Annotated in this window: 26 protein-coding genes; 11 read left to right on the top strand and 15 right to left on the bottom strand. The window is 40.2% G+C overall.

The window, feature by feature from the left end; all coding sequences use genetic code 11:
- Positions 1 to 65 precede the first annotated feature (65 nt).
- A complete protein-coding gene (gene barA / locus AN392_RS15700; protein WP_200908290.1) occupies positions 66 to 2,852 on the top strand; it encodes a two-component sensor histidine kinase BarA in 2,787 nt (928 codons plus the stop codon).
- A gap of 28 nt (positions 2,853 to 2,880) precedes the next feature.
- Here barA and pdxJ read toward each other — a convergent pair whose 3' ends face one another.
- The 10 genes from pdxJ to rpoE all read right to left on the bottom strand — a co-directional run bounded on the left by pdxJ (position 2,881) and on the right by rpoE (position 11,418).
- Positions 2,881 to 3,612 (bottom strand): pyridoxine 5'-phosphate synthase, encoded by a 732-nt coding sequence (gene pdxJ / locus AN392_RS15695; RefSeq protein ID WP_010387803.1) that lies wholly within the window; start codon positions 3,610 to 3,612, stop codon positions 2,881 to 2,883.
- A 21-nt stretch (positions 3,613 to 3,633) separates the two neighbouring features.
- Positions 3,634 to 4,326 (bottom strand): DNA repair protein RecO, encoded by a 693-nt coding sequence (gene recO, locus AN392_RS15690; protein WP_055013221.1) that lies wholly within the window; start codon positions 4,324 to 4,326, stop codon positions 3,634 to 3,636.
- Between the two features lie 20 nt (positions 4,327 to 4,346).
- Positions 4,347 to 5,279, bottom strand: coding sequence for a GTPase Era (gene era, locus AN392_RS15685; RefSeq protein WP_010387801.1), 933 nt, complete (start codon positions 5,277 to 5,279; stop codon positions 4,347 to 4,349).
- Positions 5,269 to 5,946, bottom strand: coding sequence for a ribonuclease III (rnc, locus tag AN392_RS15680; protein WP_008466504.1), 678 nt, complete (start codon positions 5,944 to 5,946; stop codon positions 5,269 to 5,271). Before rnc ends, era begins: the two co-directional genes overlap by 11 nt.
- Positions 5,947 to 5,948: 2 nt before the next feature.
- Positions 5,949 to 6,884: a signal peptidase I gene (gene lepB, locus AN392_RS15675; RefSeq protein WP_054201762.1), complete on the bottom strand. Its 936-nt coding sequence runs from the start codon at positions 6,882 to 6,884 to the stop codon at positions 5,949 to 5,951.
- 18 nt (positions 6,885 to 6,902) lie between these two features.
- A complete protein-coding gene (gene lepA / locus AN392_RS15670; protein WP_010387797.1) occupies positions 6,903 to 8,690 on the bottom strand; it encodes a translation elongation factor 4 in 1,788 nt (595 codons plus the stop codon).
- Positions 8,691 to 8,812: 122 nt separating this feature from the next.
- Positions 8,813 to 9,262 carry a SoxR reducing system RseC family protein gene (locus tag AN392_RS15665; RefSeq protein ID WP_010387796.1) on the bottom strand — a complete coding sequence of 150 codons (450 nt, stop codon included), beginning with the start codon at positions 9,260 to 9,262 and terminating at the stop codon, positions 8,813 to 8,815.
- Positions 9,263 to 10,216, bottom strand: coding sequence for a MucB/RseB C-terminal domain-containing protein (locus AN392_RS15660; protein WP_010387795.1), 954 nt, complete (start codon positions 10,214 to 10,216; stop codon positions 9,263 to 9,265).
- Between the two features lie 4 nt (positions 10,217 to 10,220).
- Positions 10,221 to 10,835 carry a sigma-E factor negative regulatory protein gene (locus tag AN392_RS15655; protein WP_055013220.1) on the bottom strand — a complete coding sequence of 205 codons (615 nt, stop codon included), beginning with the start codon at positions 10,833 to 10,835 and terminating at the stop codon, positions 10,221 to 10,223.
- 1 nt (position 10,836) lies between these two features.
- Entirely contained in the window at positions 10,837 to 11,418 is a 582-nt protein-coding gene (gene rpoE, locus AN392_RS15650) for an RNA polymerase sigma factor RpoE (RefSeq protein WP_010387792.1), read from the bottom strand.
- 244 nt (positions 11,419 to 11,662) lie between these two features.
- On the opposite strand from rpoE, the gene nadB reads away from it, so the two are divergent.
- Entirely contained in the window at positions 11,663 to 13,273 is a 1,611-nt protein-coding gene (gene nadB / locus AN392_RS15645) for an L-aspartate oxidase (RefSeq protein WP_055013219.1), read from the top strand.
- Here the strand turns inward: nadB and AN392_RS15640 are convergent.
- Together AN392_RS15640 and AN392_RS15635 are read right to left on the bottom strand one after the other, a co-directional pair.
- Entirely contained in the window at positions 13,248 to 13,577 is a 330-nt protein-coding gene (locus AN392_RS15640; protein ID WP_010387789.1) for a hypothetical protein, read from the bottom strand. The two genes, nadB and AN392_RS15640, sit on opposite strands and share 26 nt — an antisense overlap.
- Before the next feature lie 82 nt (positions 13,578 to 13,659).
- Positions 13,660 to 13,911 carry a succinate dehydrogenase assembly factor 2 gene (locus AN392_RS15635; RefSeq protein ID WP_010387788.1) on the bottom strand — a complete coding sequence of 84 codons (252 nt, stop codon included), beginning with the start codon at positions 13,909 to 13,911 and terminating at the stop codon, positions 13,660 to 13,662.
- A gap of 150 nt (positions 13,912 to 14,061) precedes the next feature.
- Here AN392_RS15635 and ygfZ point away from each other — a divergent pair, with 150 nt between their 5' ends.
- Complete coding sequence (gene ygfZ, locus AN392_RS15630) at positions 14,062 to 14,973, top strand: tRNA-modifying protein YgfZ (RefSeq protein ID WP_055013218.1); 912 nt, start codon at positions 14,062 to 14,064, stop codon at positions 14,971 to 14,973.
- An 11-nt stretch (positions 14,974 to 14,984) separates the two neighbouring features.
- Positions 14,985 to 15,470: a peptidylprolyl isomerase gene (locus AN392_RS15625; protein ID WP_008111743.1), complete on the top strand. Its 486-nt coding sequence runs from the start codon at positions 14,985 to 14,987 to the stop codon at positions 15,468 to 15,470.
- A gap of 55 nt (positions 15,471 to 15,525) precedes the next feature.
- Here the strand turns inward: AN392_RS15625 and AN392_RS15620 are convergent, their stop codons facing one another.
- The 3 genes from AN392_RS15620 to AN392_RS15610 are packed head-to-tail and all read right to left on the bottom strand — an operon-like array spanning position 15,526 to position 17,218.
- The gene (locus AN392_RS15620) at positions 15,526 to 16,011 is read right to left on the bottom strand and encodes a hypothetical protein (RefSeq protein WP_054201768.1); all 486 of its coding nucleotides are present in this window, start codon (positions 16,009 to 16,011) and stop codon (positions 15,526 to 15,528) included.
- A 27-nt stretch (positions 16,012 to 16,038) separates the two neighbouring features.
- The gene (locus tag AN392_RS15615; protein ID WP_054201958.1) at positions 16,039 to 16,851 is read right to left on the bottom strand and encodes a DUF481 domain-containing protein; all 813 of its coding nucleotides are present in this window, start codon (positions 16,849 to 16,851) and stop codon (positions 16,039 to 16,041) included.
- 46 nt (positions 16,852 to 16,897) lie between these two features.
- Positions 16,898 to 17,218, bottom strand: a complete 321-nt coding sequence (locus AN392_RS15610) for an HI1450 family dsDNA-mimic protein (protein WP_055013217.1) — start codon at positions 17,216 to 17,218, stop codon at positions 16,898 to 16,900.
- 288 nt (positions 17,219 to 17,506) lie between these two features.
- Here AN392_RS15610 and AN392_RS15605 point away from each other — a divergent pair, with 288 nt between their 5' ends.
- The 7 genes from AN392_RS15605 (at position 17,507) to AN392_RS15575 (ending at position 25,222) form a co-directional block, all read left to right on the top strand.
- Positions 17,507 to 18,298, top strand: coding sequence for a crotonase/enoyl-CoA hydratase family protein (locus AN392_RS15605; RefSeq protein ID WP_055013216.1), 792 nt, complete (start codon positions 17,507 to 17,509; stop codon positions 18,296 to 18,298).
- A gap of 83 nt (positions 18,299 to 18,381) precedes the next feature.
- Complete coding sequence (locus AN392_RS15600) at positions 18,382 to 18,735, top strand: CidA/LrgA family protein (protein ID WP_054201771.1); 354 nt, start codon at positions 18,382 to 18,384, stop codon at positions 18,733 to 18,735.
- On the top strand, positions 18,728 to 19,459 hold the full coding sequence (locus AN392_RS15595) for an LrgB family protein (protein ID WP_055013215.1): 732 nt from the start codon (positions 18,728 to 18,730) through the stop codon (positions 19,457 to 19,459). The genes AN392_RS15600 and AN392_RS15595 overlap by 8 nt, the downstream gene beginning before the upstream one ends.
- Positions 19,460 to 19,496: 37 nt before the next feature.
- A complete protein-coding gene (locus AN392_RS15590; RefSeq protein WP_055013214.1) occupies positions 19,497 to 20,324 on the top strand; it encodes a mechanosensitive ion channel family protein in 828 nt (275 codons plus the stop codon).
- Positions 20,325 to 20,386: 62 nt separating this feature from the next.
- Complete coding sequence (locus AN392_RS15585; protein ID WP_055013213.1) at positions 20,387 to 23,641, top strand: winged helix-turn-helix domain-containing protein; 3,255 nt, start codon at positions 20,387 to 20,389, stop codon at positions 23,639 to 23,641.
- 23 nt (positions 23,642 to 23,664) lie between these two features.
- Positions 23,665 to 24,060 (top strand): DP-EP family protein, encoded by a 396-nt coding sequence (locus tag AN392_RS15580; protein WP_055013212.1) that lies wholly within the window; start codon positions 23,665 to 23,667, stop codon positions 24,058 to 24,060.
- Between the two features lie 166 nt (positions 24,061 to 24,226).
- Positions 24,227 to 25,222 (top strand): GGDEF domain-containing protein, encoded by a 996-nt coding sequence (locus AN392_RS15575; RefSeq protein WP_054201775.1) that lies wholly within the window; start codon positions 24,227 to 24,229, stop codon positions 25,220 to 25,222.
- Positions 25,223 to 25,521 lie beyond the last annotated feature (299 nt).

The raw sequence follows: 25,521 nt of genomic DNA, 5'->3' as shown, positions 1-25,521 counted from the left end.
CTTTGAGAATAGCTATGAGTATGTATATACTCACATTTAATAAAAATGATAATAATGCTCAGATTATGACCAAACTAGGCTTGCGCGATTCTGTTTTAACACTCACCCTGATCCCCACAGTGATCATTGGGCTATTACTAGGTGGTTATTTTACAATAAATCGTTACATTGAGCTTGATGAAATTTTATATCAACAAGGCACAACAATTTCTGAGCCTTTAGCGATTGCTCTTGAACAACCTTTACTGGAAAAAAATAAAAAACTACTTAATCGCGTGATTCGTTATACACATAACAAACACTCACCGGCGATTAAATCAATTGCTATTTTTAATGATAACAACCAACTTATTATAACTAGTAACTATCATCGCTCGTTCGATACCTTAATTGAGCAAACACAAATAGACAGTTTTAAAGCCACACATGTTCAGCAAACTGAAGAGTTAGTGACTTTTTTTACCCCTATTATTAATCACACAACACCTAATAGCGATTGGAATACCTCTGAGTTTCAGACCACATTAGGTACCGTAGTGATCCAACTTAATCGCGACAAAGCTGTTATTGGTCAGCAACGCGCATTATTAGTCAGCGGTATTATTATTATTCTTGCCTTAGTATTAGCAGCTATTTTAGCACTAAAACTTAGCCGTATGTTTATGACACCGCTAAATAAGTTAGTACTTGCTACCGACAGGTTGATTGAAGGGAAAAGACAAACAGGGTTAACTGAGCCCATGAATGGTGAGTTTGAACTATTGCGTGAAGGACTCAATACCATATCCCACTCTATGGTGATGCAAAAAGACGAAATGCAAAAAAATATTGATCAAGCAACTAGTGATTACCGCGAAACGCTTGAGCAATACGAAACACAAAATATACAGCTCACTATGGCTAAAAAAGAAGCCCAAGATGCTAACCGCGTTAAGTCTGACTTTTTAGCAAAAATGAGTCATGAATTGCGCACACCACTTAATGGGGTTATTGGCTTTACTCGCCAGCTTTATAAAACACCGCTAAATAAAAACCAAAAAGATTACCTTGATACCATTGAGCTTTCAGCAAACAGCTTACTGACCATTATTAGCGATATATTAGACTTCTCCAAATTAGAAGCGGGTGCTATGGAGCTTGAATCGATTCAATTTCAATTACGCGATAGCGTAAACGAAGTGATGACATTACTGGCACCTAGCGCTCACGACAAACAACTTGAGCTCTCTATTTATATAAACCCTCAGGTGCCCGATCACTTAACCGGCGACCCCACTCGATTTAAACAAGTACTTATTAACCTATTAAGTAACGCTATAAAATTTACTGAAAAAGGCGCCATTAAAGTCGATATTAGCCATCGTTTGTTGGATGAGGAGCGTACTTCCATTTTAGTGTCGGTGGCTGACACCGGGGTGGGTATTCCTGCCGATAAACAAGACGCGTTATTTACCGCCTTTGGCCAAGCCGACTCCAGTATAACCCGTAAATTTGGTGGCACTGGCTTAGGGCTTATTATTACTAAACATATTGTTGAAGCAATGAATGGCCGTATTACCTTAAATTCAGCTCCAGGTAGTGGCACATGCTTTACTTTTAATGGCGTATTTAGATTACCAAATCATGTATTTATCAACGATTTGCCTACCCAGTCATTAATTGGTAAACGTGTGCTTTACCTAGAGCCACATAAGCATACCCATCATGCCGTTGTTTCATTATTACAAGAGTGGAAAATTAGCGTCACTCGATGTCATAGCGAAAGTGAATTTTTAGAGTGTATCGAGAAATCAGAGATTAATTTTGATATATGCCTTATTGGTCACATGGCATCGGTTGATGATATGCAGCGCTTAAAAAGCTATGTAAAAGCGGTTAGGGAATCAACCGATTATTTATATTTAATGCTTAATACTGTATCACACAATATGCGTGAAGCCTTTATAGGCAGCGGTGCAGATGCCTGTTTAAGTAAACCGCTCAACCATCGTAAATTATGTGAGTTATTAGCCGCACCATATCGACTTGATCACCCGGCGCATAACATAGACCAGCATGAACAAACTCTACTGCCATTAAAAGTATTAGTGGTAGATGATAACGACGCTAATTTAAAATTAATTTACACCCTACTCAACGAACAGGTGGAATTGATTGATACTGCCCATAATGGTTCACAAGCTTACAGCTTAAGTAAAAGTCATAAATATGATGTGATTTTTATGGATATTCAAATGCCGATAATGGATGGCATTACAGCCTGTAAACTCATTAAAGAGTCATCTTTAAATGAAGATACACCTATTATTGCCGTAACTGCGCATGCACTTAATAGTGAAAAAGAACAATTATTAAAAGATGGCTTTGAAGGCTATTTGACTAAGCCAATTGACGAAGATATGCTCAATCAAATTATTTGCGATCATAGTCCGCAATTACCTGTAAGCCGTGATAAGTCAAAAAGCACATTTGAACATAGCACAGCGCCTTTTGATAGCACTCGGCTTGATTGGACGTTGGCGCTGCAACGTGCAGGCGGTAAGCCTGAATTAGCCAATGAAATGCTTAACATGTTGTTATTAAGCGTGCCTGAAACCCTAAACTTATTAAATCAAGCAATAGTCAGCAATGACTGCCCTCAAGTACTCAGTGTGATCCATAAATTTCATGGAGCGTGTTGCTATACAGGTGTACCAAAACTTAAAACCTTAGCTGAAACGATCGAAACATCACTTAAAAATGAGTGCGTACTTGATAATATAGAGCCCGAACTGTTTGAACTTCAAGACGAGCTGGAAAACTTACTTGTTGATGCCAACATTGATAACAACAATAGACAAGACGAGCTATAGCTCGTCTTGTCTATTGTTATTTATGATTCTAAGCGCGAGCTTCAAGCATTAAGCGTTTCATATCACGCACTGCTTTATCTAAACCATCAATCGCTGCACGGGCAATAATAGCGTGACCAATATTAAGCTCGTAAATCTCTGGCATCGCTGCAATTGGCTTCACGTTGTGATAATGCAAACCATGGCCGGCATTAACAATTAAGCCAATACTCGCTGCATACTTAACGCCTTGGCGGATGTGTTCAAGCTCTTTTGCTGTATCTTCATCGTTGGTGGCATCAGCATACGCCCCAGTATGAATTTCAACATAAGGCGCACCACAGGCTTTTGCCGCGTCTAACTGCGCTTTATCAGCATCTATAAAGAGTGACACTTTAATACCGGCTTGCGTTAGAGTTTTAGTCGCTGCGGCTATTTTATCAATATTACCCGCTACATCTAAGCCGCCTTCGGTAGTAAGCTCTTCACGTTTTTCAGGTACTAAGCATACATATTCAGGTTTAACCTCAAGTGCAATCGCAATCATTTCATCGGTTACTGCGGTTTCAAGGTTCATACGTGTTTGAATGGTTTTAGCCATCACATACACATCGCGGTCTTGAATGTGTCTGCGGTCTTCGCGTAAATGAATCGTAATACCATCAGCACCGGCATGCTCTGCAACACTGGCTGCATGGGCTGGATCTGGGTAAGAAGTACCTCGAGCTTGGCGAAGCGTTGCAATATGATCTACATTCACGCCTAGAAGAATATCTTTCATGTTTGTACCTGTGAAATTTGTTTATTGAGAGCTAATAAATAACTCACGACTTTTTAATGGCTTATTGCCCAATAATGGCTTTAATAAATAACGGCTTAATTGCTTTGCCATATATAACACATCCGCTTGGCTAAAGTCATGATTTGCTATGGCATTAAGTTGTGAACCGGTAAATCCAGAACGCGTGTCATGTTGCACCGAAAACCCTACTTCTGCAAAGTAGCTATACGTTTGTGTATCGTCAATTGGCTCACCGTCCGCATCAAAACTAAAATCAACTCCATATCCTAGTAACTCTAACAATTGAAATTCATAAGAGCGCAGTACCGCTTGCATGTCAGTACCGCTATTAAGGTTTTCTAGGTGTGTTTTATAAAGTTGAAAAACTTGATCAATGGGCTCATTAATCGGCACAATGCGATTAGTTAGCTCATTTAAATAAAAGCCACAATAAAGCTTATCACCAGTTAGAAATAACGGGTTGCCGTAGAGCTCAAATTTATTAATATATTTTAAATCGTATTTGCCATTGTAATGGACGAGTAAGGATTGAAATGGTTGCAATTGGGCTTTATGTTTAGTGGCCTGGCGGCCACTAACTCGTGCGAGCATTCTAAGCTGGCCAACGCCTTCTACCAGCATATCTAACATTACTTGCGAGTCACTATAGGGACGTCGATGTAATAAATAGGCTTTGTAAAAGTCGCTGTCCATATTAGGCTATTCGATACTTATTAATCTTCACCGTAGCCTAAGCTTCTTAAGGCACGTTCATCGTCAGCCCAGCCCGATTTTACTTTAACCCATAGTTCTAAAAATACTTTATTTTCAAGCATTTCTTCTAGGTCTTTACGCGCTTCACGGCCGATCACTTTTAGCTTTTCGCCTTTGTTACCGATAACCATACGTTTTTGCGTTTCACGCTCAACTAAAATAAGGCCATTGATGTGCCAAACACCGTTTTCTTGCCATTTAAACTGCTCTATTTCCACAGTCACTGAGTAAGGTAGTTCCTCACCCATAAAGCGCATAAGCTTTTCACGGATCACTTCAGCAGCCATAAAGCGCATTGAGCGGTCAGTAACGTAGTCATCCGGAAAATAAAATTCGCACGGCGGTAAACGTTTAGTCACTTCTTCTTTGATCAGGTCAATGTTTTTACCTTGAGTCGCAGATACAGGCATAATGCCTATAAAATCAAACTTATCGCCTAAAAATTTCATGTGTGGCAGTACAAGATCGCGATCTTTCACTTGGTCAATTTTGTTAATAACTAACAATACCGGCTTGCCGCTTTGGCTCACTTTGTTTAGTACCATCTCGTCATCGGCATTCCAATGGGTGCCTTCAACAACAAAAATAATCAGTTCAACATCGCCAATTGAGCTCGACGCTGCGCGGTTCATTAAACGGTTAATAGCGCGCTTTTCTTCAACATGCAGACCTGGGGTATCTACATAAACCGCTTGGTGTTTACCCTCAGTATGAATACCCATAATACGATGGCGCGTGGTTTGTGGCTTACGTGAGGTAATACTAACTTTTTGCTCAATAATTTCATTAAGCAAGGTTGATTTACCCACATTAGGACGGCCAACAATCGCAACCATGCCACAAAATGTGTCTATTTCGCCTTCATGAGGCTGTATTAAGGTATCAAGATTCATTTTTAAGTATCTTCAATGCTTTTTCGGCCGCTTTTTGTTCGGCTTTACGCCTTGAGCTGCCAACAGAAATAATGCTATCCATTCCATCAACGATACATTCAACCGTGAATGTTTGATTGTGTGCCTGACCTTTAGTGTCTACTACAGTATAACCAGGTAATGATAGCTTACGAGCTTGCAAATACTCTTGCAGCAGGGTCTTAGGATCTTTTTGGTTAAGCCCTGGTGAAATAGCATCTAAACGTGATTCATACCACGCTAAAATAAGCTCGCCGCAACGATCAATGTCTGAATCTAAAAATACAGCGCCAATTATAGCTTCCACTGCATCTGCTAGGGTCGACTCGCGTCTAAACCCGCCACTTTTTAGCTCGCCAGGGCCTAAACGCAGGTAATCACCTAGCTCAAACTCAAGACCAAATTCAGCTAACGTCTGGCCGCGAACTAAAGTCGAACGCATGCGGCTTAAATCGCCTTCACGTGCTTTAGGAAATTTAGCGTACAAGGCATTGGCAATTACAAAACTCAAAATCGAGTCGCCCAAAAATTCGAGTCGCTCGTTGTGTTGACCTTTGTGGCTGCGGTGCGTCATTGCTTGCTCAAGTAGGCCTTGATCAGCAAATGTGTAGCCAATTCTTTTGTATAACTCTGTTACATTTTTTTTCATTGTTACTGAATATTACCTAGGCGTTCAAAACGAACACCAGTTGGAACCCATCCTGGTAAAATGTCATCTGGGCCATTATCAAATTCAAAACTCATCCATATAAAGACAGCTTTACCCACCAAGTTTTCTTTTGGTACAAAGCCCCAAAAGCGACTATCTTGGCTGTTATCGCGATTGTCACCCATCATAAAGTAATGATCAGCAGGCACCACCCATTCATCTGCAGGAGTGCCCAATTGCTGGTAGTAACGCCCTTTACGTTCAGGCGATTTTGGGTTGATTAAAATATCATGGCTAGAGGTCGTTAAATCTTCATTTAAACGCGCTAAAGCCATTGGGCCTTGCATAAATTCATCATCATTAATTAATTTAAAATCAATTTTATTGAATTCGTTGCAAAGAAGCGCGCCTTTTTTAACGTCACCCTCTTCACATTTTGGTTGAATATATAAACGCTTGTCGCGATAAACAATTTTATCGCCAGGTAAGCCTATAGCGCGTTTAATATAATCAACTCTCTCATCTAATGGGTATTTAAAAACAACAATATCGCCACGCTCTGGTTCGCTCACATCCACTAACTGGCTGCGCCATACAGGGTCTTTAATTCCATAAGAATACTTTTGCACTAAAATAAAATCGCCTACTAATAAGGTTGGCATCATTGAACCCGATGGGATCTGAAACGGCTCAAAAATAAACGATCTAAAAATAGTGATAGCAGCAATCATCGGAAAAATCGACTTTGCTGTTTCAGTAATGACTGGCTCAGGCGCAATCAATGCTGCTGTTTCTTCGTCAAGTTGGCCACCGGCAGAAGTTTGTGCAATTGCCAAACGCTCTTGCCTTTTAGGGGCAAACATTAAGTGATCTATTAACCATATTAAGCCTGAGCCTAAGGTTAATAACACCAATAAAACTGAAAAGTAGCCAGCCATTTATTATCCCTTTATTTTTTATTTACCAACTTTTAAAATGGCTAAGAACGCTTCTTGAGGCACTTCAACGTTACCAAGTTGCTTCATTCGCTTTTTACCATCTTTTTGTTTTTGAAGTAATTTTTTCTTACGACTTACATCACCGCCGTAACACTTAGCGATTACGTTTTTACGAAGTTGCTTCACGGTTGTACGCGCGATTACATGCTGACCAATTGCTGCTTGAATCGCAATATCAAACATTTGACGTGGTATAAGCTCTTTTAACGCATCAGCAAGCTGACGACCACGAGACTGCGCGCTTTCACGGTGTACAATAATAGCAAGGGCATCAACACGCTCGCCATTAATGAGTATATCTACACGTACCATGTCTGAGGTTTGGAAGTGCTTAAAGTTATAATCAAGCGACGCAAAACCACGACTGGTTGATTTTAGCTTATCAAAGAAGTCCATTACCACTTCGGCCATTGGCAGTTCATACGTTACTGCAACTTGCTTACCATGGTAGCTCATTTTAGTTTGCATACCGCGCTTATCAACACATAAAGTGATTACGCTACCTAAGTACTCTTGCGGTACTAAAATGTTAGCCTCTACTACTGGCTCACGTATTTCTAAAATATCGTTTACGGCTGGTAAGTCAGATGGATTATCAATTTGTGTAGTGCCCTCTTTAGTCACTACCTCATAAATAACCGTTGGTGCTGTGGTTATTAAGTCAATGTTGTATTCACGCTCTAAACGCTCTTGAATAATTTCCATGTGCAGCATACCTAAGAAGCCACAACGGAAACCAAACCCTAATGCGGTTGAATTTTCTGGTTCAAAGAATAACGACGCATCGTTTAAGCTTAGTTTGTTAAGTGCATCGCGGAACGACTCGTAATCATCTGACGCAATTGGGAACATGCCCGCGTAGACTTGTGGTTTAATTTTTTGAAAACCAGGTAAGCGTTCTGGTGCCGCATTTTTTTGATGAGTAATAGTATCGCCCACCGGTGCACCGTGTATTTCTTTAATACCGGCAATAACAAACCCTACTTCACCTGTACGTAAAATACCGGTATTAGTTTGTTTAGGTGTGAAAATACCCACATGATCTGCAGTATGAATATGCTCATTCGACATAATTTTAATTTTGTCGCCCGCGCGAAGTTCACCATGCTTAATACGCACTAGCGATACAACGCCTTGGTACGGGTCAAACCAAGAATCGATAATTAGCGCTTGTAATGGCTCGTCTTTATCACCAACTGGTGGCGGTACATCTTTAACGATCATTTCAAGTACTTCGGCAATACCCACACCTGTTTTAGCACTACATTGCACGGCATCAAGGGCATCAATACCAATGATGTCTTCAATTTCTTCGGCTACACGTAATGGGTCAGCTTGCGGTAAATCAATTTTATTTAGAACCGGTATAACTTCTAAGTCCATTTCGATGGCGGTATAACAGTTAGCCAATGTTTGTGCTTCAACACCTTGGCCAGCATCAACAACCAACAATGCACCTTCACACGCGGCTAATGAACGTGATACTTCATAAGTAAAGTCAACGTGACCTGGAGTGTCGATAAAGTTGAGCTGGTAGGTTTCACCATCGTTTGCTTTGTAGTTTAACGTTACACTTTGCGCCTTGATGGTAATGCCACGCTCACGTTCAATATCCATTGAATCCAGAACCTGCTTCTGCATTTCACGGTCGGTTAAACCACCACAAACTTGGATCAAACGGTCAGAAAGGGTCGATTTACCATGGTCAATGTGGGCGATGATCGAAAAATTACGGATATGCTTCATAAACTGGATTCTAAACTTCTATTTTAAAGGACTAAGGTCGCATGCCTAAATAACTTGAAAATACTTGCTGTGCATTTTCAAGTTACTGTGGCATAAAAACGCAATTTTACATTTAATTGGCGTCAATCACCATCTATTTGAGTTAAAGGAAGACTAATTGGATGAATTTTTATCACTTTAATCTCATGCCTAAGTGATTTTACCCATGTTTTAGCAATTAAGAAGCCGGTGATGCCACCCAATATCGCTGCTAAAATTTGCCAACCTTCAGCCAATAGTATTAATTCACTGGTTATTAAGGCGAAGATTAAACTCAAAAATAAGGGCAGCATGTAAACGGCAAAGGCATGTTTTACAACATGGCTGTCATCCAGTGACATAGTCACTTTTTGTCCAACTTCTAATTGCGTTTCGAATTTATAGGGTAAGGTTTTCTTTGCTGTACCAAATAACTTACTAAACACTTGAGAGCCACAACGACCATTACAGCCTTCGCAGGCCTGCTTTTGTTGGGCTTCTAAATGCGCAACGTGGCCACTAAGGGCCACGACGGTTAACGTTTGTTCTATCATCTATAATGCCCGTGAAACAGACTCAGCAATCGCTTTAGCGCTCATGGTTGGAATGTTCCCCACCACAGACACATCAAAATTTCCGCCGTTGTGCACATAAATAGTGGTTGCTCCTGAGGTGAGAGCTCCGCTTAAGCGCTTACCTGGTAGTGGCCGTTGCACAAATACTGATACCTCAACAAATCCATCAGAGAATAAATAGTAATCTGTTAATTCATTGTTTAAGTCGAGCTTATGTCTATCGGACTTAAGTAATTCAAACCCTTCAGGTAGCCATCCAATAGTCCAATTCATAGCATTCGCTTTGCTTTGTTCATCAATTGAATTAGCGGGTAATGGTGTTGGAAAATTACGATTAAGTACTTCTAATAATAAGCTTGCCGGTTGCTCAGTTACGCTAATGTGGGTAAGTTGTAATTGCTCAAGCGCTTCGCCTTGGTGATTCACATAGGCGGCTTTCAACAATAAAGACGACTCAGTATCAATCCAAATCCAATAGTTATATTTGTCATCGTTTTTAGATTCAATTCGAACCAGCTGAGCAGGACGCCCCGCAATACGACCTTTACCACCAAGCACAAAATCATAATGCGCACTTAAGCGGTTAATATCTTTAAATAAGACTTCTGGGATAGGCCCTGCAATTGAATCGGTTGTTAACGAGTAAGGTTCTGATTGTGGTTCAAAGTAGGTAACTTGATCGTCGATGCGGATCATTTCAAGGCCTGCACCATTAAGCAAACTTAAATGTTCAAGCTCTATATCACCTTGTTTAGCATGCACCCAACGGTAGGGCTCCATACTTTTACCCTTAACAACAACAAAAGAGGCGTCGAAATTACGAGTGTGAACTGCACTGGCCATTTCAAGCAGTAAATCTTTAGCAGGGTTTGTGTCATTGGCAAAAGTATTAAAACTCAGCACCAATGACATAATAAAAGTAATTACTTTCATCTAATTAGTTTTTTTCCTCTGGGGATGTTTCATCTGTTTTAGCTGTTTTTAACGAATGAGCTACACGCGCTTGACGCTGATGTTCAAGTACTAATGCGCCAATGCGTTGCTGCTGAAGCTCTCGCAAACCTTGCTCTGCGTTATCAAGTGCAGGTGCCGATGAGTAGCTTACTGGCGACGCCATGCCGGTTAACGGCGTGGTTTGCAATAATGGAATTTCGTTTTGCACAGCATCTTCACCTTGCGGTAAGGTATTCACACCAACAATAGTAAACATTGCTACGCTCGCTGCAATCGCTAATTGAGCAACTGGTTTACGCCAATTAAACGCCACTACTTTATTTTCTGTTTCGGTATTTGAAGGGGTTGCCAACTTATCAGACTGGCTAAAGTCTGCATAAACCGGCTCACTCTCAAGTGCTAACGAAATGCGATCACTAATATCAAAATCCATATTATTGTTATTTTCTTTAGCTCGCATTGCATCACCGATTAACGCGTAACGGCCAAACGTAGCAACATCATCCGATGCAATAGTTGCATCATTTAATGTTTGTTCACCGTCAAGTAATGCTGATAACGATTCGTCATCTAAGCGGTTAACGTGTGCTTTTGTCATACTAAGACTCGCCTATTAATGGGTTTAATTTATTATCAATTGCTTCACGGGCACGAAAAATACGCGAACGTACCGTCCCGACTGGGCAATCCATAACCACGGCTATTTCTTCATAGCTCATACCCTCAATTTCTCTAAGAGTAATCGCGGTTTTAAGATCTTCAGGCAAACTATCAATCGTATTAAAAATAACAGCGCGGACTTCTTCGCTTAATAGTAAATTTTCAGGTGACGCGTTAGAACGCATTGAATCTGCACCTTCATAAAACTCGGCATCGTCAGCATCTATATCATTTGCTGGCGGTTTACGCCCTTGAGCCACTAAATAATTTTTAGCACAATTAACGGCGATACGGTAAAGCCAAGTATAAAAAGCACTATCACCACGAAAGTTTGGAAGGGCACGATACGCTTTAATAAACGCTTCTTGTGCTACATCAGCAATGTCACCTTGATTTGATACATAACGTGAGATCAAACCGGCTATTTTGTTCTGATACTTCTTAACTAATAGGTTAAAGGCGTTTTTATCTCCCTGCTGGACCCTTTTCACTAACGCTAAATCTAATTCCTGCTCGCTCATTCGAGCCGGTACTCCTCTGATTGATTCTTGCTTATTATTCATAGTGTCGCCATTGTTCACACCTACTCTGACCCTTAGATGAATAAAAAGTTCTGACTCATATTGTTTTTTTATAAAATAGCTACAAATTACGCGTTTATACGCTAAAACCACTTAGTAGTAGTTCAACAAATATGGTACAACTGTAAGTATTAAAAATAAATATTGCTCTATCTGAGCATTGTAACCGCAAAGTACCTCACAGATGAACCAAAATAAACATCACATTACCGATGTCGCTATTATTGGTAGCGGCGCAGCAGGCTTATCACTTGCTTTATCTTTGGCTAATTACTGTAACGTTACCGTGATCAGTAAAGGTGAATTAACCGAAGGTTCTACTCTTTATGCCCAAGGCGGAATTGCCGCTGTTTTTGATAAAAAAAATGACAGTATAGAATCTCACGTTGAAGATACCTTAGATGCCGGTGGCGGTTTGTGTGACAGAGAAGCTGTTCATTACACTGCCAGTAATGCGCATGACTGCCTACAATGGTTGATTGACCAAGGCGTGCCTTTTGATATGGAATTTGATAGTAAAGGTAAAGAGCGCTTTCATTTAACCCGTGAAGGGGGTCATAGCCATCGACGCATTTTGCATGCTGCCGATGCTACTGGCAAAGCAGTGCAAACAACGCTGATTAGCCAAGTTCAAGCGCACAGTAATATCACCTTGTTAGAGCATTATAATGCGATTGATTTAATTACTGATAAAAATATTGGTAAAACGGGGTCACATGTTCACGGTATGCATGTGTGGAATAAAAAAGCCAAAAAAGTAGAAACCATTGGCGCAAAATTTGTTGCCTTAGCAACCGGTGGCGCAAGTAAAGTGTACCTTTACACCTCTAACCCTGATGTTTCTAGCGGTGATGGCATAGCAATGGCTTGGCGTGCAGGGTGTCGCGTTGCTAACATGGAATTTAATCAATTTCATCCAACCAGTCTTTACCACCCAGAATTACAAAACTTTTTAATTACTGAAGCAATGCGTGGTGAAGGGGCCTATTTAAAACGCCCAGATGGCACTCGCTTTATGAAAGAGTTTGATGAACGAGAAGAACTCGCTCCTCGCGATATTGTAGCGCGCGCTATCGACTTTGAAATGAAACGCCTTGGCGCAAATTGCTTATATTTAGATATTAGCCATAAAGACAAAGATTTTATTATTGAACACTTCCCTACTATTTACGCTAAATGCTTGAGCGTAGGGCTTGATATTACCAAAGAAGCAATCCCTGTCGTTCCTGCGGCACATTACACCTGTGGTGGCGTAATGACCGACTTTAACGGTAAAACGGATTTAGCAAATTTATACGCTGTGGGTGAAGTGGCTTATACCGGCTTACATGGCGCTAACCGCATGGCAAGTAACTCATTATTAGAGTGCATTGTATTTGCCCATGCAGCAGCAAAAGACATTTTAAGTAAAATAGAGACCGCACCCGCGCTGGTAGATTTACCTAGTTGGGATGAAAGCCGTGTATCTAATTCAGATGAAGAAATCGTGATCACCCATAACTGGCATGAGCTACGATTATTTATGTGGGATTATGTGGGGATTGTACGCTCAACAAAACGCCTTGAACGTGCGCTGCATCGTGTTGAACTGCTACAACAGGAAATACACGATTATTACGCAAACTTTAGAGTGAGTAATAACTTACTTGAGTTACGTAATTTGGTGCAAGTTGCCGAGCTTATAATTAGAAGCGCTATGGAACGTAAAGAAAGTCGTGGACTACACTTTACTATTGATTATCCAGAGCAAAATGAGAACCCAACGCCCACTATTTTGACTCCGCTACGTAATTAATTGCTTCAAGCGTTGCCCGTTTTAAGCGCGCATAGCTTTGCTCATCAACACTATTGGCTGAGATAATCAGCCAATAGTTTTTACTAAAGCCATTAATATACAGCCACACACTCTGACCAAGTAACCGGCTTTGCTTACTAATTACCCCTTGAATTTGCCTGCCAGATCCTTCAAAACGAAATTGATTCGGCTCTAAGAGTATAATGCCTTGCTGTGGTTGAGCAGCCACGATTTTTCGCCAAACAATAATGCCAGCAAGTGTATTAAGTGCAATACAAAAAAGAGTTGCCACCACCGAGTTCATAAATAAGCACAACACTAGAGTCAGCACACAAAAAAAGACCACAATCGGTTTGTGGTCTGTTTTATTATCTGTAACGGTAAATCTATACACGAACTCGGTCTAAAATTAGCTGAACCATGCTGTTTAGCTCTGCGTCTTTACATTCTTCATGGCCCATAAACCAAGCGAATAAATCTGGGTCTTCTTGCGTTAATAGACGCTGAAAAATCGCTTGCTGTTTAGCATCTAACGAATCATAAGCTTCTTCAACAAACGGCATAAACAAAACATCTAGCTCTAACATGCCACGGCGACAAGCCCAACGGATACGTGCTTTACTATGTATTTCAACCATTTTAAACCTCATATTTAATTAACTCGAGTTTACCAAATACGCGTTAATTTAACAGCACTAAGTTATAAAAACATCGTCTGTTAGTCGCTGTACCATACGCTTTAACTACGTTATTATGTGACCTCATTTGTTATTGCAAAGAAGGTGTTTATGTCTCAGGTTTATGCATGTCCTTTATCACATCAGGTTATTAGCCTCTCAGGCGCAGATAAATTATCGTACCTCCACGGACAAATCACTCAAGATCTAAATAAACTTAACAACGATAACTTTTTGTGGGCAGGTCACTGCAGTGCAAAAGGTAAGTTATGGGGTGTATTTAAGCTATTTTCTTATCAACAAAGTTACTTTTTAGCTGGTTCAAGTGCAGAAGTCGAACGTTCACTAGCTGAATTAAAAAAATACGCTGTATTTGCAAAAGTTGAAATTAATAAAGCATCAGAGCGATTAATTGGTCTACTTGGCGATAACTTAACAGACATACTCGTACAACTCGATATTCACTTCAGCGATGACGCAACGGCTTGTGACTTCGCTCACGGTAAAGCCCTTAAACTTGCATCAAACCGCGTTTTATTGATGGTTGATAGCCAATTTTGCCTACCTGACGACGTGTCGACCCTCGACAACGATGCCCTATGGCAACAAGCGTCTATACTCGCTGGTGAACCGCAATTAAGTGTCGATGCGATTGATGAATACGTACCGCAAATGGTTAATCTGCAAGCCATTAACGGCATTAGCTTTAAAAAGGGTTGCTACACAGGCCAAGAAACCGTTGCACGTATGAAGTACCTAGGCAAAAACAAACGTGCTATGTATATCGTTTCAGGGCAAAGTGAAGGGTTACTCGAAGCATCCGACATTGAAACTCAATTAGGTGAAAACTGGCGCCGCGCAGGTAAACTTATTGCGCAAAGCTATAATGAACAAACACAGACTTTAACTGGTTTGGTCGTGTTGCCAAACGATACTGATATCGATCAGACTCTTCGTGCAAAACACACCCCTTCGGTAGAGCTAAACATTCTGCCTCTACCTTACTCTCTTGAAGATGAATAATAGGAATGACTATGATCGTTGCAGCAAATAAAGTGGTAAAAATGCATTACTCTGTTTTAGATAATGACGGCAATACCATTGATAACTCATTTGGCGGTGAGCCATTAATTTTTATCGTTGGTACAGGCTACCTGATCTCAGGGCTTGAAAACGCGCTGCAAGGCAAGCAAGCTGGCGATACACTAAGCGTAAAAGTGGAGCCTGAAGAAGGTTACGGTGAGCGTCATGATCACTTAATGCAAGCTGTACCTAAATCAATGTTTGAAGGTATGGAAATTGAAGTGGGCATGCAATTTCGTGCAACCACAGATGACGGTGACCAATCAGTAATGATCATCGACATTCAAGACGAAGAAGTGATTGTTGATGGTAATAATCCACTTGCCGGTATTACACTTAACTTTGATGTAGAAATTTTAGAAGTACGCGATGCAACAGCCGAAGAGCTTGAGCATGGCCACGTACATGGTGAAGGCGGCTGTGGCCACGAGCACTAAAACCCGCTAAATAAAATTACAACACGTTTATAAAAAAAGCGCCTAAGGCGCTTTTTTATAGCATATTATTCTGTGTTCGTAATTTGGCTTGAGGCTCTGCTGCTGGCATTTCAACTGGGGTTATTTTATCTTCAAGCGCAGCAACTAATCCAGCTTGATCATTCGTGCCTAAGCGATACTGAGTGCCATCTTTAAGCGTTAATTGCACCGCACTAAAGCCTGATACCGAATAAATCCACCCATCGTGTGTAATGCGAATACCAATACCATGGCGGTATGAATTTTGTACTGCTTTTACATCCACTATGTCTTCTAATGCTAATTTTTGGCCTGCAACACCAGGGCCAAATGCCCAGCTAACATGAGTTTCGTCAACTTTAATGGTTAAACCGTGGAACAAAAAGCCCACCAGCACTAAAATACCGGCAAATACGATTAACGGGGCATCGGCACCAATTAAATTCCATGCAAGCGCAACAAAACCACTGATCCACGCTAATACTACAAATATAAATACCGCATACTGCTTATGCTGATACATAACACTCTCTATTAAAAAGTTAAAAAATTAAAAACTGTACACTAAGGTTGCACTGAGCTCTGAATCGTATTTAAGCTTATCTTCCTCAGGCTTAGAATTATAACGATACATATAAGCAAACTTTAGCGATACCGCGCCAACCACTTGGCTAATTAATGCCGTTTCTGACTTTAACCGTGAGTTAAGCCCAGACAAAGATTGTTCTATACTGATATCTTGATTAAATCGGGTACGCTTAGATACCAACCTCTCCCACTGCATTGCAATACGAAGTAAATAACCCATTTTGTCTTTGTCGTCTTCAAGCGCTGTAGACTCATCATCAGCAACTGAGCGGTATAGACCTGGGCCAATATCTATATCTACCTTATTTTTAACCCCTTGATAAACACGTGCGCCATAACCGGTTGCTACCGTACTTTTAAAATCAAGGCCGCTAAATTGATCTTCCTCATAATCCCCGTAAATAAAGAAAGACGAGTTTTTAACGCCTATTTTATAGTTACCCTGTGCAGAGAAAAACACGCGATTAGCAGTCACATCCGACTCACCCGTTTCTTCGTTTTCGTCACGTTTGTACAAAGAGTCTATTTTGAATTGATTTCGCCAGTTTTCAAAATCTTGATAAAGGTTCCCTTTAAGCTTAAAACTGGTTGAATTAGTGTTACCTTTACTTAAAATAAAACCAAATTCGGTATCACCATACAATACTTCGCCTTTGTGTAGCTCATGAATTTCTTCATCAGAGAGCTCCCCATACTCATGAAAATCTTCAAAGGGATCAACTGCCCAGCTAAAGCAGCTAAATAATAAAAGCAGTAGTACAAAGGAGTTTCGCAAAATACGTTCTCTTACAAATGGCAATAACAAAAAAGCAGAGAAATGGTTATTCACTTTCTTTCCACAAAATATGACAAAAAGGCGCGTCTTTATCACGGCTAATTAAAATTTTCGCAAATAATACGTCTTCGTTATCAAACTCAAGGCCAACTAATACTTGAATAAAATGCTCAGGTTCAATTTCTAGGGCAACAAAGTCTTGCCACTGTTCATCGGGCTCATCTTCTTCAATAAAGCCTAGTTCTTCACGGTGTAGGTTAAATTCTTCAATATCTTTGTCGCTTAAATTATTGGGAGCCAGCTCTAAAAAAATATCATAAGCTTGATGAGTTGCTTCTTCTACCGTAAATAAACGTGGACCTGACATGAATGGTTAACCTCTGAGCTTTTAAGTGGCAATCATAATATCAAAAGTTGCTAGGGTTTTGATAAAAAAAACACGTTAAATACTGGCTTTTTTACTTTTACCTAATACTTATAGATATTGTTGGATGGGTTTGTATTAAGGTCTGCTGACCTTTTAAATTAAATTTTCCTTTAAAGGGAATAGACCCAACTTACATTAAAAAATTCACTTTGTTTTTATTCATCTTCATCCACTTTACTTAACATCAATAAAAACATAAGCTCAAACAACAGGTCAGAGGAGTGCATAATGATAAAATTAGAAAAAAAACAGGGTATTGCCACTGTTACATTAAATCGTGTAGAAAAACAAAATGCCTTAAGCTTTGCTATGTTTGTTGAGCTTAACAAGGTGATTAAAAATATAAAAAAAGATGCCAGTATTCGTGCGGTTGTATTAACCGGTGAGGGCGAACACTTTTGTGCGGGACTCGATATTAACGCGGTTATGGCTTCACCATTCAATATCATAAAGCTCCTATTCAAATGGCTTCCTGGTAATCAAAACCTAGCGCAAAAGGTCGTACTGGGCTGGCAGTCATTGAGTGTGCCTGTAATTGCTAAAATAAACGGAAACTGTCTTGGTGGAGGGTTGCAAATAGCACTGGGTGCCGATTACCGAATTGTTCACCACGACGCCAAACTCGCCATTATGGAAGCGCGCTGGGGGTTATGCCCAGACATGGGCGCTAATGTTATGCTTTCAGGCTTAGTAAAACGCGACCAAGCACTTTGGCTAGCAAGCCATGCCGAACCAATAAACGCACAAGACGCTTTTGAACTCGGTTTAGTAACAAAAACAACCGAAGATACCGATAAAGCAACTAAAGAAATGCTTGAAACATTACAAGCGCGTTCACCTGACACATTGGCGGCAATAAAACGAGTAACTCAACAAAGCTATAAAGCCCAAGCTCGAAAAATACTCGCTAAAGAAACATGGAGCCAAATTCGCTTATTAAGCAACCCCAATACTAAAAAAGCCATTGCTAAAGCAAAAGGTAAAACTGGTATTGAGTTTTCAAACGCCAAGCACTGGTAACATTGATGGTAATACTAAGGCACAATGCACAAAACAGCGTTATTTGTTAAAGTGATAATCCTCTATTGTATTGAGTCGTCGTCATGAAATACTTTTTAAGTAGCGCTATCATTTTGCTTTGCTTGGCAGCGGGCAAACTTATTATGCACTTTATTGATGCCAGTTTTCCTGCGCCACTATTAGCAATGGTTATTTTACTGGTACTACTTTTATCAGGCATTGTTAAAGAGCAGCAACTTACTCCATGCGCCTCGCCTATTTTAAATGTAATGCCTATTTTCTTTATTCCTGCAGGCGTTGGTTTTATTGAACACTTGGGACTTATAAAAACACATTGGCCATTTTTAACCACTGTGATGATTATAGTGCCCTTGAGTAGCTTAATTTTAGTAGCCAGTGTGGTTGGCCACTTTAAGGGCACTGAAAACAATGAATGAGCAAATCAGTGCAATAACGCCAAGCCTTTGGTGGTTGACCATCCCTTTTATAATGACTCTTTTTTTTGGACTAAAAATGCTCAATGTGAGAGTAAGTCACAGCATTTTAAAATCCCTCACGAACCCCGTATTTTTAAGTATCGGCATTATTGCCTTATTACTCGTTAACCTTAAATTACCTTATTCACAATTTGCATCGCATAGTCGGTTGTTAACGTGGTTATTAGAGCCGGCCATAGTCGCGTTAGCCCTCCCCTTGTATCAGCAGTTTATGCATATTCGAAAAAACTTTTTACTCATTTTAGTCACCTGCAGTATTGGCATTATTAACGCCACACTGGTGGCTTTTGTATTAAGTGTTTTATTTGCTGTCCCATCGCAGCTCAGCGCTTCAGTTGCGGCACTTAGCGTTACTACACCTATTGCATTACTTGTCACCGACTCACTTGGCGGGATCAGCTCGCTAGCCGCTGCTATGGTTATTTTTATTGGTTTGCTTGGGGCTTTGTTTGGCTTTTTGTTACTAAAATTAATTAAAATATTTAACTTTGAGGCACAAGGCATTGCAATGGGAACGGCCTGTCACGCTATAGGTACAGCGGCTGCAATTGCCGAACATCCAAAAATAGGGGCGTTTTCATCGGTGGCTATGGCATTGAGTGCGCTATTAACTGCTGTGATAGTACCACTATTATATCCAATTTTAGTGAGCACTTTGTTATAGTAAGTTGATACCAATATAACTAAAACTAGAGCTCACCATGATCAGTTCCGAAATTCAGCAATTTGAAAAGTACTACGCCCTACTTACCGAGTATTTAGTCACCTATAGTATGCAAATAGTCGGTGCTATTTTTATTCTACTGGTTGGTCTTTGGGTGGCGAAAAAGCTTGCCGAAGTAGTTGCCAATTTGATGACTCGACATAACGTTGATATCACCTTAACTAACTTTGTTAGTAATGTAGTTAAAGTACTGCTGATCATTATGGTGATCATAATTGCACTTGGTAAAATTGGCATTAGTGTTACCCCGTTTGTTGCTGCAATAGGTGCCGCTTCTTTAGGTGCTGGCTTAGCATTACAAGGCATGCTTTCTAATTATGGCGCCGGGCTTGCTATTATTGCCACGCGGCCATTTGTGGTAGGCGATACCATAGAAGTAAAAGGGGTTAGTGGTCAAGTAAAAGTAATTGAACTGGGCCACACCGTGTTAATTAATGAAGAAAAAGTAGAAATAACCATTCCCAATAAGCATATCGTTGGCGAAATCCTACATAACTCATTTAACTACTCTTTAGTAAAAGGTGAAATAGACATAGCCTACAGCGCCTCTAGTGATACTGCGATCAACCTTATCGAAAACGTATTAGCTAATCACGAACTGGTTGCTAAACAACCCAATGCACAAATTGGCATAGAGCGCTTTGCTGATAGCGGCGTTACTATTAGCTATCGATACTGGGTTCCTACCACTAAAATTATTGAAACTAAGCTCGCTATTAATGGCGGCGTATATAAAGCAATTAACGATGCCAATATAGAAATTCCGTTTCCACAGCGCATTGTTACACTTAATAAAAATAACTAGTACTACTAAATATAACTAAAGCAAAAACTAAGTGCACTTATAACTATAAAAATGAGCCTATTATGCATCAACCTCCCTTTTATTTAGGTGAATGGCAAATAACCCCTGCCAGTAACGCTATTCAACGCGCTGAGGAACAAAAACAGCTAGAACCTAAAGCCATGGATGTACTGGTATACTTGTGTCAAAATCAAGCAGAGATAGTGAGTAGCGAAGCGTTATTAACTCACTGCTGGGCAAACACAGAAACCGGCGATAACCCTCTGCATAAAACTATCACTCAACTTCGAAAAGCTCTGGGTGATAAGGCAAGCGCCCCGCAATACATAGAAACCATACGTAAACGTGGTTATAGGGTTATTGCATCGGTTGAGTTTCCATTAGCTGATGATCTCCCCAACCAAGTTAACACATGGCAAGGCGGCTCCCCTTTTTTAGGTTTGAGTGCATATAACCCAACCGATACCCACTTATTTTTTGGTCGTAATAAGGCCATCAGCACGTTATTAGAGAGCGTATCAAACCAAGTAACATTACAGCGCGCATTTTGTTTAATCCTTGGCCCTAGTGGCACGGGTAAATCATCATTAGTTAATGCGGGTATATTGCCAAAACTACTCGACGAGCGAGGCTATAACGGCATTAGAGTAATGTCGTACACCCAACTCGACTTTGCAGATGTAGCTCAAAATAGGCTGTATTTAGATCTCGCCTCGGCCATGCTCGATTGGGATATTAACGACATTCCAGTATTTACAGGGCTAAGCGCACAAACGCTGGCACAGCAACTAGAACATGACATAGATAATGTAATTAGCGGCTTAAAAAATACAATTGCAAATACCCAAACAGCAGCAAAAACGCCGCAATTGTTTTTGTTTATAGACCGCTTAGAGGTGCTACTTTCCTCACCGCTATTTAGTAACGACACCCGAAGTCATTTTTTATCTGTTATTGAGCGTTTAGCGACCTCTAAAGCGGTGATTGTATTTAGTGCCTGTCGTAACGATTTTTACCCTTTAGTGGTTGAGCAACCAAGCCTTATGGTGGGCAAAGCTCATGGCGCGCATTACGATTTAACTCCGCCAAATCGCCATGAGCTACAACAAATTATTCGCTTGCCAGCGTTAACCGCTAATTTAACGTTTTCACAAGACCCACACACTAAAACCCCGCTGGATGAAATACTTTGCGCTGATACCGCCAATAATCCAGATGCACTGCCTATGCTACAATACACACTGCAAGAGCTGTATTTACAGCGCAGTGATAATAATGAGTTATTGCACAGTGTGTATGAAAAACTCGGCGGTCTTGAGGGTGCCATTGGTAAAAAAGCCGAAGAGGTATTTATAGGGCTTTCTAAAGCGCAACAACAGCAACTGAAAAGCGTGTTATCGCAATTAGTAACACTAAACCCAGATGGTAAAACCATTACTAGCCGCGCAGCCCGCTTGCAAGCCTTAACCAACACCAGCCAAAAAGAGTTGGTTCAAGCCATGGTCGATAGCCGCTTATTTGTATCGCATTTACAAAACCAAGAAGCTTACTTTAGCCTTGCTCACGAGGCATTATTACGCCAATGGCCACGTGCCAAACAGTGGATTAATGACCATAAAGATGCCCTTGCTATAAAAAGCCGCTTACACCACCACACGCAACAATGGCTTAATGAGCACAAAAGTAGCGCCTACCTGTTAGCATCGGGTAAACCACTGCAAGAAGCCGTTACCTTATTAAACGACAATATATTCAAACTAGACGATGACGAACGCGCGCTTATAACCAGCTCTCTTAAACACAGTAAAACAAAAACAACCATAAAACGCGGCACCGTCGCTCTGCTTTGTTTACTTACCTGTGTTGCCCTATTTATGAGTGTTACCAGCTTTCAAGCGCAGCAACTTGCACAGCAAAAACGCCAAGAGGCCGAAAGCTTACTAGGATTTATGGTAGGTGATTTTGCCGACAAATTACGCAGCGTTAAGCGTATGGACTTACTTGATGGCATTAGTAATAAAGCACTTGAGTATTTTACTAATCAAGTTGATGAACCAAGCTCGCTATTTAACTTTAGCAGTCAACAAGGAGAATTTAAAAGTCGCTTTCAGTACGCGCAAACTCTGGAAGCCATGGGAGAAGTGGCCTATTCCCGCGGTAAAACCATTGAGGCCTTCACTGCCTTTGAAAACGCCCGCATTCGCCTTGAGGCATTATTAAAAATTCAGCCAAACAACTTAGAGCTTCTCACACTCGCCGGTGCTAATGCCTTTTGGCTCGGTCAGCTTCATTATGATAAAAGTAATTACGCTGCTACTGAGCCATTATTTAAAAAATATCATGCCTACAGCGAGAAAATGTATTCATTAGCACCGAATGATTTTAACTCGATTATGGAGCTATCGTATTCGCATAATTCGCTGGGGTCTTTATACACAGAGAAATTTGACTACACAGCCGCGAAAGAACGCTTTACAAAATCGCTGGCTCTTAAAAACAAAGCCCTTGAGCTTAAACCCAGCAACAAAAACTTATTACGCGATAAGGCCGATACCCTTAGTTGGCTTGCAAAAACTGAAGGTAACTTAGGTAACTTTAATCTCGCAATAGATATGTTAGAAAAGGCGGTAACTGTAGTCAAAAAAATGGCTTCTAACCACCCCAATGACGCAAGTCTTCTTTACATGAATGCAAATATACACATGCAACAAAGTTTCTTACTGAGTTATTTAACCGATAAACGAATAGCCTATCAAAAAGCACTTCTTGCTAACAAAATTATAAGCAAAGCTTTAGAACAAGACCCCAAAGACAATAAGTTCCAGCTTATGTATTACCACTCTTTAGTGTACTTATTGATACTGTCTAATGACAGAAATATTGATCCAAGGGTAGAAGAAACTATTACGTTCTTAAAGTCACAAAGCTTTAATAATATCAGACCTATCAATATACAAATTAGTTTGATTCACTATTTCATTGACAGAAACCTCTCACTTAAAGCACAAGAGTTATTAACGATCCTCGAGAGTGATGTCGAATATAAAAGATACATAACTAATAAAATGAAAAATAAAGATAACTTAGCCCCTATAAATATAAACCTACTCAAAGCTAAATTAGCAACAACCAGCGAACAACGAGAGCAATTTTGCTTAAATGCCTTTAACGCCATTATTCAAACAGTAAAAATAAACCAAAGCATTCACGTAAAGTACCCTCAAGTGCAAACATACACTTGCTTAAACCGAGCAAACGAAATACCCAAGATAAAAGCAAGCCTAGTAAAACTAGGCATTACTAATTTTACATTATGACTATGAATAAAAAAGGAAATAATATGAATAACACTCAAGAACAAATTCACTTTACAGTTAACATTGTACTAGACAGTGACGACAAAGCTAACTTTACATACTCTATGAATGACAAAAAGGCTACAGGCGGCGGAGTTGTAAGAACCGAAACCGCGGGCATTTATAGTTTAGATCAAGCCACGCTTGCTAAAGGCTTTTTATTTACTGGCGCAACTATTACTGATGTCGATAAAGAAACACCTTGCGCCCAAGACTTCAGCTTTAAAGTGAGCGATAACGGCCGCACAATTACCATTATCGACACCGATGAAAACCCTGGCACTGCCTGTTTAGTATTTAATGTTGAGTGCAATGGCAAAGCCTATGAAAGTGCCGATCCACAAGTTATAAATGAAAAAAAATTACTCAGCAACGATTAATTATTGATTTTCACCTTGCACAGGTTACTTAAAACCTGTGCAAGCATGGTTTTTTGTCATTAAATATCAAACAGTTAAAATCAGAAGATTACCGAAAGGTTTAATTGCACTTTTTTAAGTAAATTTGTAGACATCAAAAACGTCTGTACCACGCTAAGGCTAAAACGTGTCGAAACAAATTAACAATAAAGAGACTGCAACAACTGATAACGATAAAGCATTGCCCTTCGATAGCGCTTTATCATCCACTTTTTTGCATACTCAATTTGATGCATTAATTGAATTATTTAATGGCACCGCCGAAGGTATTTTTGTACTGAATGAACAGGGTGGTTTTGAATTTGCCAACCCAAAAGCTGCTCAATTACTTGGTTACTCTCAACAGTCGCTGATAGGCGAAAATTTACTGTCTTTTTTACACGGTTCAGACCTTGATAAATATAAACAGACCTTATTAAATTGGATTGGTATTAAGGACACCCCTCTTAGCATTGGCCCAAATGAAGTTGCTATAAACAAAGCCAATGGCGATGTGATTGAAGCTGACTTATCAATATCAAGCATGCCAAAAAGTATCACATCGGCGCAAAAGTTGTACGTGTGTATACTTCACGATCTTAGTACTCATAAAGCCATGTATAACCGTTTAAAAATACAGGCCTCAACCGATCATTTAACTGGGCTTGCTAACCGTTTAGCTTTAGATGAGTCGTTAAAAAAATACTGGCAAGAGAGTATTCAAAGCCAACAACCTTTAACCAGTATATTAATTGATGTTGACCACTTTAAAAAATTCAACGATACCTACGGGCATATTAAAGGCGATAAATGCTTACAGAAAATAGCAAAAATGCTATTGCAGTGCATTCCATCTAGAGAGTGTTTAGCTGCTAGGTATGGCGGTGAAGAGTTTGCCATTATTTTACCCCGTTGCGACATAAAAACCGCCACCGTTGTGGCCAACCATATACAACAACAAATTGCACAAATGAGCTTTACCGACTTAGGTCTGCCGCCAGAGGTTAAAATTACGGTAAGCCAAGGAATTGCCTGTGAAAATAATAACCAGTACCGCACCTACGAGGCGCTGTTATATGCCGCAGACACGGCTTTATACCGGGCTAAAACGGAAGGCAGAAATAAAATAAGTACGATTGTTTAAAGTTTAAATTAAAGGCCTTTCATGACGCTATATCTATCCTAAACACCACTTCATGGAGGTGGCGTTTAGTTAAATAACAGCTGATTAAACTAGGGTCTGTTGACCTTTACGGATTAAGATTCGTTCAAACTAGGGGCTATTTAATCGCGGCGCGAGGTTTGTAACCTAGTGGGCTAAGTAAAAACCGAGCAACAAAGAGTAAATCGCCCTTAGGCAGAACCCTTCGGGCAGCGCCTGTTTGGCATTGATGCTGCGTTATCGCCTATTTATGGGGAATAACCACACCACATAGGCGCTGC

Origin of the sequence: Pseudoalteromonas sp. P1-16-1b (assembly GCF_001401785.1) — a bacterium.
GTDB lineage: Bacteria > Pseudomonadota > Gammaproteobacteria > Enterobacterales > Alteromonadaceae > Pseudoalteromonas > Pseudoalteromonas undina.
Note: the sequence above shows the minus strand (reverse complement) of the source record. Positions and strands in the feature narration are given on the sequence as shown.